Here is a 15589-nt window from a genome sequence, read left to right on the forward strand (position 1 = left end):
TGGAGGAAGGTTCCCTTCATCGATCACCCGTTCGAGAACTGCTGTTCGGAGAAGTGGGCGAGGTTGCCGATCACCTTTTCTGGGACCAGAGGGCACTTGCGGGCGGCGTCCAGGAGGTTCTGGAACCTCATCGAGAGTGCTCGTTGCGCGACATCGGGCCTCGGGATGAAGGCTGGTTGTTCGTCCAGTTCGAACGACGGGCCCGCGGTGCGGCCGTGACGGCCGGACGGGACGGCGACCAGGAGTTCGCCCAGCGGGCGCATCACGCCGGTCATCACGTCGATCGCGGTGTTCATGAACTTCGAGCGGCGCAGGCTAGCGTCCGGGTTGCCGAAGTGCTGGACCATCAGTTGCAGGACCATGTAGTACGAGCCGTTGAAGAGAGCCGTGAGGTCTCTGGCGACCGGGTCGGTCACGAGCTCCTTCGAACGTTGTCCTTCGTGGAGGGTCGGGTTGCGGGCCACGGGGTAGGCCGGGTTCCACTGGGCGCGCCCCTTCTCGGTGGCGGTGAGACGTTCCTTCATCAGCAGCTCGGAGATCCGCACGAACGTGTCGTAGTGCGAGTCCTCCGCGGAGTCCTCGGTCAGCACGTGGCCCTCGCCCTGCTCGGTCACGAAGTCGATGGCGAACAACGCGCTGCGCAGGTCGTCGACCTCCAGCACGTAGTCGGGGTGCTTGGCGTTCACCGACTCGCGCATGAACAACCGGTGCTCGCCACCGCCACGGCCCTTGTCGACGAGGAACAGGTCCGGAACCCGTTGCAGGCCTTCCCTGATGTCACCGTACAGCTCGCTCAGCGACGCGTACTCGTGACCGTCCGATGAGGACGGAGCGGGTAGGTCGCCCAGCCGCACCGCGCCGACGAGCCCCTCAGGCTGCTCGATCTGGATGAACCGCTGCACGCTGCCGAGGTTGAGCGCTTCGAGCGAGAAGTCGAGCGGCACCGGCAGGGTCTCGTTCAGCGTGCCGAAGTCGATGTCCGGCACGTAGAACGGTTCGCCGGTGGCCATCAGGACGTTGTTGATGACCAGGAAGTGGATCATCTCCTCGCGGGCGACGTCCATCAGGCTCGCCCGCAGGCCGCCTTCGCGGGTCTCGCCACCGTCGCCGCACATCAACGTCAGCTGCTCAGGCGTCCAGTCACCGCGCCGCACCAGCTCCTCGCCGGCCCCGTAGGTGGGCACCGAGTAGGCCGCGTAGAGGTACTGCAGCATCACGGCCAGCTCGATGGTCACGCCGTGTTTGAGGGCGCGAATCAGTTCCGCGCGAGTGGTGATCGGCCGAGACGAGCGAGGCGCGGACAGCTCGATCGTCGGCACTGCCACCTCGGCCCGCCGGGCACGCAGGTACTTGAGCATCAGCCGGGCCTGCGGACCGGTGAGGTCGCGGGTCTGCGGCATGTAGTACGTCTTCATCCGGTTGCGCGGATCGCACATGTTCCAGGTGATCTGGTAGTACGTGTCGATCCGGAACTTGTCGGCGAGGCTGAACACCTCGTCCGCCATGAACGAGTACATCAGCTCGTAGAACGAGAAGACCTCGCGGTACAGCAGGTCGAACGTGACCTCGTCCTGCGGAACGTCGTCCATCCACCAGTGGTTCGGCAGCACCCGCACGGTCATCGACCCGCCGGGCGAGAACTCCAGCCTGGTCGCACCGGCCTCCGCGCCCCGAACCACGAACGTTCCGCGACCGTGCTCGTCGGTGCTGATCGCGTCGGTGCTCAGCCGCACCACATCGATGTGCTCGCGCTGGTCGAGCGGGAACGCGCGCGGGTTGTGGATCTGTCTGATGTGGACGTCCGCGGCGGCCGGAACCCCGCGTACGAACGTGCGGACCTCGACTTCGACGTCCTGCGAGCTGTCGCCGGCATCGCGCGGGTGTTCCAGGATCAGGCTCGCGTCGTCGACCACGACCACCACCTCCTGCTCCCGTGCCACGACGCCCTCCGCACCGGTGAGGCACAACGCTTCGTCGGTCGCCGGGCACGGAACAGTGGTGATGCCTACATCTCCGGGCACGGTGGCGAGAACGACGCCGGACTCGGTGCACAGCTGAAGATCGGCCGCGGGAGCGAAGCGGTTGAACGTCGCCGCGCCGTCCCGCAGCTCAACGGTCAGGTCTCCCAGCACCCTTCCCGCGGGAAACGTCCGCGGCTCATCGGCGTGCCAGGGCGCGATGGTCCCGCGCAGCTGCCACGCCATGGTGCCGGGCATCGGCGCGGGCCCGGGATCAGCCATCGCGTACTGCACGACGAGCCCGTCGGCCGCGACCGAACGCAACCGGTCGACGGCGGGGGAGGAGGCCGCGCTGTCGAGCCAGGTCATCTCCTCGCCCGCGGGCACGACGAACTGGTAGAGCACCCGCCCGTCCTGCTGCCAGCGCGGCGGCTGCATCCCGTGCACGCCACCGGAGAACATGTACTCGACGTCGTGCGACCGCCCGAGCCTGCCGAACCCGAACTGGCCGATCATCACGGTCGTCGAGGTCGTGGACGCAGGGTCCACGTCGAAGATCCGCGCCCGGTTGAACGTGGTGGCGAGGTACTCGTTGTAGTGCCCCCACACGTCGACGGCACGCCCGACGACCAGATCGTCGGTCTGCACGTCGCCCGCCACGATCTCGACACCCGTGATCCCGGCGTCGAAGTTGAACGTGCCGTTGGCGCCGAACGTTTCTCCCTTGGCGCCGATGCTTTCCAGATACGCGTGGTACTCGGCGGCGGGACGGTCGCGCGGGAACGGTTTGCCGTCCATCAACGCGGTGTGGGTGGTGAAGTCGACGAGCCCGTTGCGCGGCCCCGTCGGCAACCTGGTCAGCGCGACACCGGCGAAGTGCAGCCGGGGCAGGTCGAACACGCTCATGAGGTCTCCTCGACGAACTTCACTGCTCGCAGCGCGGACTCGATGGCGCCGTCGATCCACCCGGTGACGGTCGCGCACGGCTCACCCGCGAAGAACAACCTGCCGCGCTCGGGACGGGCGGCCCTGTCCCGTTCCTCCAGGCACGCGGCCTCGTCCTTGTTCCACCGCAGCACACCGGCGCCGGAGCTCCACGGGTACTTGCCCCACGGCAGGCTCACCGCCTCGACGAACATCCCGTCCTCCAGCAGCTCGGGGTGCATGCCGGCGACCTCGTCGAGCACCAGCGCGTGTCGCTCGGACTCGGGCAGGTCGTCGAGCACGGCCGCGTCGGCGCCGATCGTGTAGCTGGCCAGCAGGGCGGCGCCCCGCGCTGGATCGCCTTCCACCGCCGGGTAGTAGGTCTGGCGGATGTGCCCGCCGCCGTACGACGCGCCCCCGTTGATCCCGTCGCGCTCCCAGAACGCGTCCCGGCACAGGAACCCGATCTTGGTGGCCGGCCAGTGCGTGACCTCGTCGAGCACCGCGAGCTTGTCCTGGCTGAATCCCGACAGCTCCAGCTTGCGCAGCACGGAGAACGGGATGGTGCTCAGCACGTGCTCGCACCGCAGCACCTGTCCACTTCGGACGGTCACGGCCACGTGGTCGTCGTGGACGGCGATCCCGCACACCTCCTGGCCGGTCCGGATCGGCCCGCGGATCCGGTCGGCCAACGCGGTCGCGATCTGGTCCATCCCGCCTTCCAGTCGGCGCAGTCCCGAGCTGGTCTCGTCGAGGATGTCGCCGATGAAGTGGTTGATCCGCCCGGTGCCCGCGTTGCGAACCTCGGGATGCGCCACGAAGAACGCGTGCAGGTCGATCTGGTCGTGCGCCTCGCCGACGAGGAACGGCGTGATGTCGATGCGGTCCACGGCGTCGAGCAGCGCGGCGAAGTCCGGCCGCAGCTCGCGCATGAAGCTGCCGGGCGCGATCGCGTCGCCGATGGCGGTGATCCACGCTCCGAACAGGACGGTCTCGGGTTTCAGGTCGTCCGCGAGGAGATCCTGGTAGTCCTCCACCAGAACCTTCGCCGCGTCCCGCACGCGCACGAACCCCGCGCGGGTGCGGTGGTAGGCGCTGTCGTCGGAGAACAACGTCTTGAACTCGCGCAGCTTGTGCGACAGCCCGAGCTTCTCGATGTAGTCCAGCGTGTGCCGGTGCTGCGCGGGAATCCGCATGGCACCCAGCTCGACCAGCGGTGCGTCCGGCCCGTCGCCGAACCGGTGGGTGTAGACCCGGCCGCCGACGCGCGGGCTGGCCTCGATCACCTCGACCTCGTGGCCCAGCGCTTCGAGCTCGTACGCGGCCGCGAGACCTGCCATACCCGCACCGAGAACGGTGACCTTCTTCCGTGGTGACATCACCAGAGCATCTTGTCGCCGGGTGCGTCGCCACCACATCACGTGATCCTGCGCGGTTCTGAGAGCCGATGCGCAGGTTCCGTTGACGACACGCTGCGTCTCAAATCGCTGACCCCGCGTAATCGGAGGGGATCTCCTCCACGCGCGTCTCAACGACGGCGTGCGTGGCTAGCTTCGGCGGTGTCGTGAGCCGGAACGTTGCCGGGCGAATTCGCGGTCAGACGGGTGCATCGTGGTGCCGCCCCCGCGTCCTCGTACTGGTTGTACGGGGGCGCGGGGGCGGTGCCGCGAGGCGCCCTGCTGAGCGTGAATTCGGTCGCCAACGGGCCGGCTCACGACACCAGATCGAAATCGTGAACCGGGACGAAGGGATCTCTGGTGGAAGATCATCGGATCAGGAAGGTCACCGTCCTCGGCGGTGGCACCGCGGGTTGGATGACCGCCTCCTACCTCGGCAAGGCGCTCGGCCCGGACGTCACGGTCACCGTGCTCGAAGCGCCGTCCATCCCGAGGATCGGCGTCGGTGAGGCCACCGTGCCGAACCTGCACAAGACGTTCTTCGACTTCCTCGGCCTCGAAGAAGACGAGTGGATGCGGGAGTGCAACGCCGCCTACAAGATGGGCGTCCGGTTCATCAACTGGCGGACTCCTGGTGTCGGCGAGGGCAAGGCGCGCGAGCACCACGGCAAGCCCGACCACTTCGACCACCTCTTCGGGCTGCTCCCGAACCACGCGAACTGGCCGCTGTCGCACTACTGGACGGCCGAGCGGCTCGCCGGGCGCACCGACGAGCAGTTCGACTACGCCTGCTACCGCGAGTCGCCGGTCCTCGACGCGAAGCTGGCGCCCCGGCACGCCGACGGCTCGCGCTGGACGAACTACGCGTGGCACTTCGACGCCCACCTCGTCGCGGACTTCCTGCGCCGGTTCGCCACCGAGCGGCAGGGTGCGATCCACGTCGAGGACGAGATGACCGAGCCGGTCATCGACCACCGCGGCCACATCACCGCGCTGCGCACCAAGTCCGGCCGCGTGATCGAGGGCGACTTCTTCGTCGACTGCTCCGGTTTCCGAGGCCTGCTCATCAACAAGGCCATGCGCGAGCCGTTCCTCGACATGAGCGACCACCTGCTCAACGACAGCGCCGTCGCGACCGCCGTGCCGCACGACGACGACGCGCACGGCGTCGAGCCGTACACGTCGGCGATCGCGATGAAGAACGGCTGGACCTGGAAGATCCCGATGCTGGGCCGTTTCGGCACCGGCTACGTCTACTCCAGCCGCTTCACCACGCCGGACGAGGCGACGCGGGAACTGTGCGACATGTGGGGCCTCGACCCCGAGACACAGCCGCTCAACCACGTGAGGTTCCGCGTCGGCCGCAACCGCCGCACGTGGGTGCGCAACGTCGCGAGCATCGGACTGTCGTCTTGCTTCTTGGAACCGCTGGAGTCGACCGGCATCTACTTCATCACGGCCGCTTTGTACCAGCTGGCCAAGCACTTCCCGGACAAGCGGTTCGACCCGGTGCTCGCCGAGTCGTTCAACCGCGAGATCAACACCATGTTCGACGACAGCCGCGACTTCCTGCAGGCGCACTTCTCCCTGGCGCCGCGCGACGACTCGCCGTTCTGGCGTGCCTGCAAGGAACTGGAGCTGGCGCCGGACTTCAAGCACAAGCTCGCCGCCTACCGCGCGGGTCTCGCGGTCAACATGCCGGCCGTCGACGAGACCACGTACTACGCGAACTTCGAGGCCGAGTTCCGCAACTACTGGACGAACTCCAGCTACTACTGCATCTTCGCGGGACTCGACTACCTGCCCGAGCACCCGCTGCCGTTGCTGGAGCAGCGCGGCGACCTGGTGGCCGGCGCCGAGGTCGCGTTCGCGGAGATGAAGCGCAAGCAGAAGGAACTGCTCGCCACGCTGCCGACGCACCACGACCACCTGCGCAAGCTGCACGGCCGATGACCACGGTCGTCGTGGCGGGCGGTGGTCCCGCGGGAGTGATGCTGGGGCTGCTGCTGGCGCGGTCCGGTGTGGACGTCACGGTGCTGGAGAAGCACGCCGACTTCCACCGCGACTTCCGCGGCGACACCGTGCACCCTGCCACGCTGCAGATCCTCGACGAGCTCGGCCTGGTCGAACGGTTCCACGAGCTGCCGCACCAGCGGGTGCACACGATCGGCGTGGTGCAGGACGGCAAGCGCATCGACATCGCGGACTTCCGGCGGCTCCGGGTGCCCTACCCGTACATGGCGTTCGTGCCGCAGTGGGACTTCCTCGACCTGCTGGCCACGGAGGCCAAGCGGTATCCGGGCTTCCGGCTGCTGATGAGCACCGAGGTCCTCGGCGTGGTGCGGGACAGCGGGCGCATCGCCGGTGTGCGGGCACGCGGGCCGGAAGGGGAGTTCGAGATCCGGTCGACGCTCGTCGTGGCCGCGGACGGACGGCATTCGGTGATCCGGCGCGATGTCGGTGTGGTGCCGAAGCTGGTCGGAAAGACGCTGGACGTGATCTTCTTCCGGATCTCCCGCCGGGCAACGGATCCGGACGAGGGACTGTGCGTGCGGGTCGGCGACGGCAAGATCTTCGGCGCCACCGACCGTCGTACGTACTGGCAGATGTTCACCGAGACGCCGAAAGGCGGCTACGAGAAGGTCTGCCGCGACGGGATCGAGAAGTTCCGCGCGGACCTGGCCGCTACCGTGCCGTTCCTCGCAGATCGGGTCGACGAAGTGTCCTCTTTGGATGATCTGCGGTTGCTGGAGGCACGGATCGACCGCCTCGAACGGTGGCACGCGCCTGGCCTGCTGTTCATCGGGGACGCCGCCCACGCGATGTCGCCGGTGGCGGGCTTCGGCGTGAACCTCGCCGTGCAAGACGCGGTGGCCACGGCCAACGCCCTGGTCGAGCCGTTGCTGAACACACAGCTGACCGGGGCGACGTTCGACGACTCGCGGCTCGCGAAGGTGCGGAAGCGCCGGCGGCTCACGACGACGTTGTCCCAGGCGCTGCAGCGGGCCACGCAGCGGTTCGGGATCGACGAGGCGCTCGGCGGGTCGGGTCAGCCGCCCGCGCCCAAGTTGTTCGAGAAGTTCGCACCGGCGCAGTGGTTGATGAGCCGGGTCATCGGGCTCGGGTTCCGGCCGGAACACGTGCGCACACGCGAAAGGACGACCTGATGCCACCTCAGGCACGCATGATGCAGATGATCACGGGGTACTGGGTGACCCAGATCGTCCACGCCCTCGCCGACCTCAAAGTCGCCGACCATCTCTCCGACGACCTCCTCACCCCCGAGGAGCTCGCCGCGCTCACCAAGTCCGACCCCGACGCGATGTTCCGCCTCCTGCGCACCGCGGCATCCCTGGACCTGGCCTCCTACGACGGCTCCGGACGGTTCGGCACCACCCCCTTGCTGGAGATGCTGCGCGAGGGCGTCCCGGGTTCGTTGCGGGACATCGCGATCGTGCACGGCTCACCCGCGCACTGGCTGTCGTGGGGCAAGTTCCCCGACGCCGTCCGCGCCGGCGAGCCCCAGACCGAAGCCGCCCTGGGCAGCGACGTCTGGACGCACTTCGCGAACCACCCTGCCGAGTTCGAGACGTTCTCCAACTCGATGACCGAGCTGACCGACGGCCTGTCGCGCGAGATCGCGCAACTCCTCGACCTGACCGGCGTCGAGACCGCGGTCGACATCGGCGGCGCGAACGGCGCCTTGCTGCACGCGCTGCTGAAGTCCAACGTGGACGTTCGCGGCGTGGTGGTCGACCTGCCGAGCGTCGAGTCGACCGCGATCGCCGAGGCCGAGAAAGCCGGGTTGAGCGAGCGGTGTGAGTTCGTCGGCGGCTCGTTCTTCGAACCCGTCCCGCACGGTGACCTGTTCCTGCTCAAGGCCGTGCTGCACAACTGGGACGACGAGTCGTGCGTCAAGATCCTCACCCGCTGCCGTGAAGCGCTGAACCCCGGCGGCCGGGTCGTGGTGGTGGAGATGCCGCTCGGCCCGATCGGCGAGCCCGGCTTCGCGCCGCTGCTCGACCTCAACATGCTCGCCGTGGTGCCGGGCAGGGAACGCGACCTCGCGCACTACGAGGGGTTGTTCGCCCAGGCCGGTCTGCGCCTGACGTCCGTCGTTCCCACCCGTTCCCCGCAAAGCCTGATCGAAGCCGCAGCTCTCTGAGAACGCGGTTCGTCCACTTCGGAGGATTCTTTTCATGCTGAAGAGTGTTGTTGTCGTCGGCGGGGGAACGTCGGGGTGGATGACCGCGTCGTACCTGACCGCCGCGTTCGGCGACCGGATCAACGTCACGCTCGTCGAGTCCGCCCGCGTCGGCGCGATCGGGGTCGGTGAGGCCACGTTCAGCACCGTCCGCCACTTCTTCGAGTACCTCGGGCTCGAGGAGAAGGACTGGATGCCGAAGTGCAACGCGACCTACAAGCTCGCGATCCGGTTCGAGAACTGGCGTGAGGAAGGCCATCACTTCTACCACCCGTTCGAACGGCAGCGCGTGGTCGACGGCTTCACACTGCCGGACTGGTGGCTGCGCAACCCGTCGTCGGACCGCTTCGACCGCGACTGCTTCCTCGTGGGAACGTTGTGCGACAGCCTGAAGTCGCCGCGCAACCTGGATGGCACGCTGTTCGAGGGCGGGCTCGGCGAGCGGTCGACGTATCGGACGACGTTGTCGGAGCAGTCGACGCAGTTCCCGTACGCCTACCACTTCGACGCCACGCTGGTCGCGAACTTCCTGCGCGACTACGCGGTCGCGCGGGGTGTGAAGCACGTGCTCGACGACGTGGTGGACGTCGCGCTGGACGACCGCGGCTGGATCAGCCACGTCGTCACCAAGGAACACGGCGACCTGACCGGTGATCTGTTCATCGACTGCACCGGGTTCCGCAGCCTGTTGCTGGGCAAGGCGCTGGAGGAACCGTTCGAGTCGTATCAGTCCTCGTTGCCGAACGATTCCGCGGTGGCGTTGCGGGTGCCGCTCGACATGGAGCGCAAGGGTTTGAGGCCCTGCACCACGGCGACCGCGCAGGAAGCCGGCTGGATCTGGACGATTCCGCTGTTCGACCGGATCGGCACCGGGTACGTCTACGCGAGCGAGTACTCGACGCCCGAGCAGGCCGAGAAGAGGCTGCGCGAGTTCATCGGCCCAGCCGCGGAAGATCTCGAGGCGAACCACATCAAGATGCGGATCGGTCGTTCGCGACGGCACTGGGTGAACAACTGTGTCGCGATCGGACTGTCGTCCGGCTTCGTCGAGCCGTTGGAGTCGACGGGCATCTTCTTCATCCAGCACGGCATCGAGCAGCTGGTGAAGCACTTCCCGGACGCGAACTGGGACGAGGGCCTGCGCCACTCCTACAACACGCTCGTGAACCGCTGCATGGACGGCGTGCGCGAGTTCCTGGTGCTGCACTACTACGCGGCCAAGCGGGCGGACAACCAGTACTGGGTCGACACGAAGAAGCGCGAGCTGCCGGACGGCCTGGCGGAACGGCTGGAGCGGTGGCAGGCGCGGATTCCCGACTCGGAGTCGGTCTACCCGCATTACCACGGTTTCGAGGCCTACTCGTACGTCTGCATGCTGCTCGGCCTCGGCGGCATCTCGCTGAAGCCGTCGGCGGCGCTGGGGCTGCTCGACCCGTCGTCGGCGCAGCACGAGTTCAAGCTCGTCGCGGAACAGGCCGCCGAGCTCGAACGCACGCTGCCCACCCAGTACGAGTACTTCGCGCAGTTCCACTGAGGAGTGTCGCCCGATGCAGAACGTACTTCATCTTGTTGTGCTGCTAGGCGCGTTGTTCGTGGTGGCGGCGGCCGGACGCGTGCTCGCCCGGTTGCTGCGGCTGCCGTCGGTGATCGGCGAGATCGCGTTGAGCGTCCTGCTCGGACCTGTGCTGCTGCACGCGTTCGGCCCGTCGGTGTTCGCGGCGGTGGTGCCTCGCGACGTCACCGGGCTGCTCAAGCAGATCGGTGAGGCCGGGCTGGTGCTGTTCCTGGTCGGGATCGTGCACCAGCTCGACCACGGCACGAACGGGTTGCGCAGCAGGACCGTCGGGCGGATCACCCTGGGTTCGTTCCTGGTGCCGTTGCTGACCGGGCTCGTGTTCTCGGCGTGGGTGCTGTGGCTCGCACCGGCGGAAGTCCGCGGCACGGCGGACGTGTGGGCGTTGGTGCTCATGCTGGCCGTGGCGATGAGCGTGACCGCGGTGCCGGTGCTGGCGCGGATCATCGAGGAACGCAAGGCCGAGCTCGGTCGTGCCGGTGACCTTTCGATGATGTCGTCGATGCTGATCGACACGCCCGCGTGGTTGCTGCTGGCCGTGGCGCTGGGGCTCGCCGCCGGTGGTCTGGGCGGAGTGTGGATCGCGTTCGCGACGATCGCTGTCGGTGGCGTGCTCGCCTTTGCGGGCCACCGGTTCCTCGGCGGGTTCTCCGCGCAGGCCAGCACGTATCCGCGGATCTTCGCGGTGGTGCTCGGGCTGGTGGCGCTGGGTGCCGGCAACGGGGTGCACGCGCTGGGCCTGACGTCGATCTTCGGTGCGTTCCTCGCCGGGCTGATGATCCCCAAGGGGCCGGCGTGGGGACGGGTCGTCGGGTTGATCAGCCGGGTCGGTCGGGTGTTCGTGCCGGTGTTCTTCGTGGTCGCGGGCATGACGCTGGCGACGAGTGGAATCGGTGCACTGCCGTGGTTCGGTGTGGTGCTGGCGATCGTGCTGGGTGTGGTGGGCAAGGTCGGCGGCGGATATCTGGGCGCGCGGTGGGGTGGTGAGACCAAGCTGACGTCGTTGAAGATCGGTGTGCTGGTCAACACGCGTGGCCTCACCGAGATCGTGGTGCTGCAGGTCGGCTACACGGCGGGCCTGCTGACGCCAGGGCTGTTCGTGGCGCTGCTGGTGATGGCTCTGGTGACGACCACGTTGACCGGTCCGGTGATCGACTTCATCGACCGCCGGGTGCTGGTAGGTGTGCGATGACGTCGTTCCGGGAGCTGATGGCCGGGTTTCCCACCGGGGTCGCGGTGCTGACGACGTTCGACGTCGACGACACGCCGTGGGGCATGACGATCTCGTCGGTGTGCAGCGTGTCGATGGATCCGCCGACGTTGCTGGTGTGCGTGCGCAACGGCAGCCCGACGCTGGACGCGTTGCTGCGCAGGGGTTCCTTCACGGTGAACCTGCTGCACCAGGCGGCCCGGCCGGCAGCCGAGCTGTTCTGCTCGGGCGATCCGGACCGCTTCTCCCAGGTCACCTGGGAACGGCCGTCGCTGGGCGGCCCGCACCTGGTCTTCGACGCCCACGCGGTAGCCGACTGCACCGTCTCCCACATCCAGGAAGTCGGCACTCACGTGGTCGTCTTCGGCTCGGTCCACGACGTCACCCACCGCTCCGCCGAGGAACCTCTCCTCTACGGCAAACGCCAATACGCGGCCTGGCCCGCCTCCGCCTAGCAAACGATGAAGGGAACCTTCATCCACCTGACGTGGATGAAGGTTCCCTTCATCGTTTTCAGCTGATCCACTCCACTGCTTCGCGGATTGCCGGGGCCTGCCAGTGGGCTGCTTGGGGGCCGGTGATCTCGACGAAGCGGTGGGCGCAGGTCAGGGCTTCGGCGGCGGAGATCGACGAGTCGCGCGGGATGTCGGTGGGGCCGGCGCCGTGGATGATCAGCGTCGGGGCGGCGATGGCGTTGAGGGCGCCACGTGGCTGGAGCCAGAAGACCTCGTTGAGCATGGCGCGGCCGACGGCGAACGCGGGGGAGACCTCGACCCGGCCGCGGGTGATCAGGTCGCGTCCTGCCTGCTCGGTGAGGAGGCCGCCGAGGTGGCGGTCGTAGTCGATCATCGGGTTGACCAGCACGAGCCGGTCGACCTCGGGTGCCTTGCGGGCGGCGTATCCCGCCGCGACACCGCCGGTCAGACCGGTGGCGAGCAGGGTGGCCGGGGTGTCGGCGACGTGCTCGCGCAGGTGGGTGAGTCCGGCGTTGATCGTGTTGAGCAGGCCGGAGAGCGTGAGTTCCTCTTGGCGGCCTTCGCTTTCGCCGTGGCCGGGCAGGTCGAAGCGCAGGCTCGCGACGCCGTGGTCCGCGAGCTCGGTGGACAGTCTGGCGTAGAAGCCGTCCTGGTCGCGGTCGGATCCCTCGCCGTGCAGCAGCAGGACCACGTGCTTCGGGTGGTCGGGTGCGACCAGCGTGCCGGCCAGCCGCAGGCCGTCGTGGGTGCGCACGGTGGTGCGCTGCTGGGTGTCGGCGGTGCGCGCTGGCATCGCGTCCTCCTGTCCTCGTTTTGCTGCAGTGTCGCGCCCGCGGGTTCCTTTTCCGCGTGCGTGCGCGAGAACCCGTTGGCTCGCGTGGGGTGGCGTCTCAACTCGGAGTGGTTGTGAGCGTTGGAAACCGTGCGTTGTGGGGATGTGGGGCCGGTGCGCCGCTCACGAGGATGGACAGGCCTGATGCCGTCGCCTCGAAGGGGAAACCAGATGACCTCGCAGCTCACGACCGACGTGCTCGTCGTCGGCGGTGGCCCGATCGGCATGGCGATGGCGTTGGAGCTGCGCTACCGCGGTGTCTCCTGTGTCCTGGTCGAGGAGGGCGACGGCGCGGTCGGCCACCCGAAGGTCAGCAGCATCGGCCCGCGCTCGATGGAGTTCTTCCGCCGCTGGGGAATCGCCGACCGCGTCCGGCACTCCGGCTGGCCCGGCGACCATCCGCTGGACTGCGTCTGGACCACGCGCATCGGCGGCCACGAGCTGTTCAGGCTGAAGCGCGCCACGATGGACACCCGCGCCGACTTCCGCCACACCCCCGAACCCGACGCGATCTGCCCGCAGCACTGGCTCGGCCCGCTGCTGCGCGAGGAGCTCGGCGACGTCGTGCGCCTGCAGACCCGGATGGACGACTTCGTCCAGGACGACGACGGTGTCACGGCTTCTCTCACCGACCTGGTGTCCGGCGAGGTGGCTGAGGTGCGTGCGCGGTATCTGGTCGCCTGTGACGGCACGGGATCGCCGATCCGCAAGGCCTGCGGGATCCCCGCGGCGACCGTCCACGAGACCCAGGTCTTCCGGAACATTCTTTTCAGCGCGCCGGAACTGCGGTCCCGCCTCGGAGACAGCAGCGCGAACTTCTACTACCTGATGATCTCTTCCGCTCTGCGGTTCCCGATGCGTGCTTTGGACGGCGAGCGGCTCTACCGGCTCACCGTTGGACTGCAGGGCGATCCGGAGTCGTTGCAGGACGCGGAGACGTTGGTGCGCAAGGCGATCGCCTTCGACACGCCGGTCGAGGTGCTGTCCGACAACGAATGGCACCTGGTGCACCGGGTTGCCGCCGATTTCCGTTCCGGGCGGGTGTTCCTGGTCGGCGACTCGGCGCACACGCTGTCGCCGTCGGGTGGGTTCGGCATGAACACCGGCATCTGCGGCGCTGCCGACCTCGGCTGGAAGCTGGCGGCGGAGATCGCCGGGTGGGCCGGGCCCGGGCTGCTCGACAGCTACACGCTCGAACGACAGCCCGTCGCGTTCGAAGGGTTGGAGGAAGCCAACCGGAACCTGGAACGCGCGATGAAGCGCCAGGTGCCGGACGAGCTGAACGACGACACTCCGCAGGGCGAGTTCCTGCGGGGCAAGGTCCGGGAAGGGCTGGAGCGCGGGGGAGTGGCGCGGGAGTTCGACGCGCCGGAGATCCACCTGGGCTTCACCTACGCCGGTTCGCCGCTGATCGTGGCTGATCCGACCGCTGAGCAGACCGAGGATCGTCGTCCGAACACCCGGCCGGGATCGAGGGCGCCACACGCTTGGGTGAAGCCGGGGATGTCCACGTTGGACTTGTTCGGTGAGGGATTCGTGTTGCTGTGCCTCGGGGAAGAAGAGGGAGTGGACGGCGCCGAGACCGGGGCTGGGCGCAGTGGCGTGGGCGGCGCGGATCGGCAGGACGGGTTCGGCGCGGGCGGGCTGGAAGCGTTCGCGCAGGCTTTCGCCGAACGTGGCATCCCGTTCAGCTCCGTCGTTCTGGACGTTCCCGAGATCGCCGAGGTCTACGAGCGCCCCTTCGTTCTCGTCCGGCCGGACGGCCACGTCGCCTGGCGCGGGCGCCTACTCCCCGCCGATGCCGGTGCGATCGCCGACCAGGTTCGTGGCGGTGCTCGATGAGCGTGTCCACGTTGCCTCCGTTCGACCTGCGCGACTGGGCCGACGCCGACGTCCGCAACCCCTACCCGGTCTTCGCGCGCTACCTCGCCGAGTCGCCGATCCACGTAGCTGACGCCACCTACTACGTCTTCAGCCATGCGGCCGCGTCAACTGTCCTGTCCAGTCAGGTGTTCGGGCGCCGGTCGGGTGGTGGTGGCCCGATCCCGGCCGGGCACTCGATCCTGCGCACGATGGTGAACAACTGGCTGGTGTTCCTGGATCCGCCCCGGCACACCGAACTGCGATCGGTGCTCAACCGGGAGTTCTCGCCGTCAGTCGTCACGAACCTGCGCGACCGGATCACCGCGATCGCGCGGGATCTGCTCGCCGATCTGCCGGCGGAGTTCGACCTGGTGGAACGGTTCTCCGCGCCGTTCCCGATCCTGGTGATCTCCGAACTGCTCGGCGTGCCTCGGGAGAAGTGGGACTGGCTGCGCAGCCAGGCCGTGGCGCTCCAGGAAGGCAGCAGCAGCCGTGCCGCACGAAACCCTGACGCGCACAAGATCGCCGAGGCCGCCGCACGTGAGCTGCACGACTACTTCTCCGTGCTGGCGGCGGAACGACGCTCCGGGGACGACCTGATCTCACTGATGGTCGGTGCGCTGGACACCGACGAGATCGTGGCGACCTGCGTGCACCTGATGACTGCGGGGCACGAGACGACGACGAACGTGTTCAGCAAGGCCGTCCTGACGTTGTCGACGCGGCCGGAGGCGCTCAAGGCGTTGCGCGAGGGTGTGACGGCCGCGGCGGTCGAGGAGCTGGTGCGCTTCGACTCTCCCGTGCAGGCGATCAGCCGGTGGGCTTACGAGGACGTCACCGTGGCCGGGACGATGATTCCCAAGGGCAGCAAGGTGATGGTGATGCTCGGCGCCGCGAACCGCGACCCGGCGAAGTTCGACGCACCCACCGAGCTGGACCTGAACCGGGACGGCGGCAGGAGCGTCAGCTTCGGGCTGGGCATCCACTACTGCCTCGGCGCGACGCTCGCCAGGGTGGAGCTGGAGATCGGCCTCGGGCTGCTGCTGGAGAGCCTCGGAGAGTTTGTTGTGGACGGTGTGGAGTACCCGTACGACATGGTTTTCCACGGACCGCACAAGGTCCTGGTGAGTCGATCGCGCTAGGTGGCAGGAG

At 68.0% G+C, this 15589-nt stretch carries 11 protein-coding genes; 8 read left to right on the top strand and 3 right to left on the bottom strand.

Features of this window, described 5'->3' with window-relative positions; genetic code table 11:
• Positions 1-23: 23 nt before the first annotated feature.
• The gene (locus tag AB0M24_RS00610; RefSeq protein ID WP_363758783.1) at positions 24-2864 is read right to left on the bottom strand and encodes a ferritin-like domain-containing protein; all 2841 of its coding nucleotides are present in this window, start codon (positions 2862-2864) and stop codon (positions 24-26) included.
• The gene (locus AB0M24_RS00615; RefSeq protein WP_363758786.1) at positions 2861-4264 is read right to left on the bottom strand and encodes an NAD(P)/FAD-dependent oxidoreductase; all 1404 of its coding nucleotides are present in this window, start codon (positions 4262-4264) and stop codon (positions 2861-2863) included. Before AB0M24_RS00615 ends, AB0M24_RS00610 begins: the two co-directional genes overlap by 4 nt.
• A gap of 375 nt (positions 4265-4639) precedes the next feature.
• On the opposite strand from AB0M24_RS00615, the gene AB0M24_RS00620 reads away from it, so the two are divergent.
• Genes AB0M24_RS00620 through AB0M24_RS00645 form a run of 6 tightly spaced genes read left to right on the top strand, consistent with a single transcriptional unit; the run spans position 4640 to position 11721 of the window.
• Entirely contained in the window at positions 4640-6232 is a 1593-nt protein-coding gene (locus AB0M24_RS00620) for a tryptophan halogenase family protein (RefSeq protein WP_363758789.1), read from the top strand.
• The gene (locus AB0M24_RS00625) at positions 6229-7446 is read left to right on the top strand and encodes an FAD-dependent oxidoreductase (protein ID WP_363758792.1); all 1218 of its coding nucleotides are present in this window, start codon (positions 6229-6231) and stop codon (positions 7444-7446) included. The genes AB0M24_RS00620 and AB0M24_RS00625 overlap by 4 nt, the downstream gene beginning before the upstream one ends.
• The gene (locus tag AB0M24_RS00630) at positions 7446-8444 is read left to right on the top strand and encodes a methyltransferase (protein WP_363758795.1); all 999 of its coding nucleotides are present in this window, start codon (positions 7446-7448) and stop codon (positions 8442-8444) included. The genes AB0M24_RS00625 and AB0M24_RS00630 overlap by 1 nt, the downstream gene beginning before the upstream one ends.
• A 34-nt stretch (positions 8445-8478) precedes the next feature.
• Positions 8479-10017: a tryptophan halogenase family protein gene (locus tag AB0M24_RS00635; protein ID WP_363758798.1), complete on the top strand. Its 1539-nt coding sequence runs from the start codon at positions 8479-8481 to the stop codon at positions 10015-10017.
• A 13-nt stretch (positions 10018-10030) separates the two neighbouring features.
• Positions 10031-11248 carry a cation:proton antiporter gene (locus AB0M24_RS00640; RefSeq protein WP_363758801.1) on the top strand — a complete coding sequence of 406 codons (1218 nt, stop codon included), beginning with the start codon at positions 10031-10033 and terminating at the stop codon, positions 11246-11248.
• Positions 11245-11721 carry a flavin reductase family protein gene (locus AB0M24_RS00645; protein ID WP_363758804.1) on the top strand — a complete coding sequence of 159 codons (477 nt, stop codon included), beginning with the start codon at positions 11245-11247 and terminating at the stop codon, positions 11719-11721. The genes AB0M24_RS00640 and AB0M24_RS00645 overlap by 4 nt, the downstream gene beginning before the upstream one ends.
• Positions 11722-11779: 58 nt before the next feature.
• Here AB0M24_RS00645 and AB0M24_RS00650 read toward each other — a convergent pair whose 3' ends face one another.
• Positions 11780-12535 (bottom strand): alpha/beta fold hydrolase, encoded by a 756-nt coding sequence (locus AB0M24_RS00650; RefSeq protein WP_363758807.1) that lies wholly within the window; start codon positions 12533-12535, stop codon positions 11780-11782.
• 210 nt (positions 12536-12745) lie between these two features.
• Here AB0M24_RS00650 and AB0M24_RS00655 point away from each other — a divergent pair, with 210 nt between their 5' ends.
• Both AB0M24_RS00655 and AB0M24_RS00660 read left to right on the top strand, forming a co-directional pair.
• The gene (locus tag AB0M24_RS00655) at positions 12746-14416 is read left to right on the top strand and encodes an FAD-dependent monooxygenase (RefSeq protein WP_363758810.1); all 1671 of its coding nucleotides are present in this window, start codon (positions 12746-12748) and stop codon (positions 14414-14416) included.
• A 2-nt stretch (positions 14417-14418) separates the two neighbouring features.
• Positions 14419-15579, top strand: a complete 1161-nt coding sequence (locus tag AB0M24_RS00660; RefSeq protein ID WP_363758813.1) for a cytochrome P450 — start codon at positions 14419-14421, stop codon at positions 15577-15579.
• Positions 15580-15589: the final 10 nt, after the last annotated feature.

It is taken from the genome of Lentzea sp. NPDC051838, assembly GCF_040681245.1.
Lineage (GTDB): Bacteria > Actinomycetota > Actinomycetes > Mycobacteriales > Pseudonocardiaceae > Lentzea.

Bases quoted from the DNA above. Each gene is read 5' to 3' on its own strand.
- AB0M24_RS00635 (WP_363758798.1), top strand. From the start codon at position 8,479: ATGCTGAAGAGTGTTGTTGTCGTCGGCGGGGGAACGTCGGGGTGGATG.
- AB0M24_RS00630 (WP_363758795.1), top strand. From the start codon at position 7,446: ATGCCACCTCAGGCACGCATGATGCAGATGATCACGGGGTACTGGGTG.
- AB0M24_RS00655 (WP_363758810.1), top strand. From the start codon at position 12,746: ATGACCTCGCAGCTCACGACCGACGTGCTCGTCGTCGGCGGTGGCCCG.
- AB0M24_RS00640 (WP_363758801.1), top strand. From the start codon at position 10,031: ATGCAGAACGTACTTCATCTTGTTGTGCTGCTAGGCGCGTTGTTCGTG.
- AB0M24_RS00650 (WP_363758807.1), bottom strand. From the start codon at position 12,535: ATGCCAGCGCGCACCGCCGACACCCAGCAGCGCACCACCGTGCGCACC.
- AB0M24_RS00610 (WP_363758783.1), bottom strand. From the start codon at position 2,864: ATGAGCGTGTTCGACCTGCCCCGGCTGCACTTCGCCGGTGTCGCGCTG.
- AB0M24_RS00625 (WP_363758792.1), top strand. From the start codon at position 6,229: ATGACCACGGTCGTCGTGGCGGGCGGTGGTCCCGCGGGAGTGATGCTG.
- AB0M24_RS00645 (WP_363758804.1), top strand. From the start codon at position 11,245: ATGACGTCGTTCCGGGAGCTGATGGCCGGGTTTCCCACCGGGGTCGCG.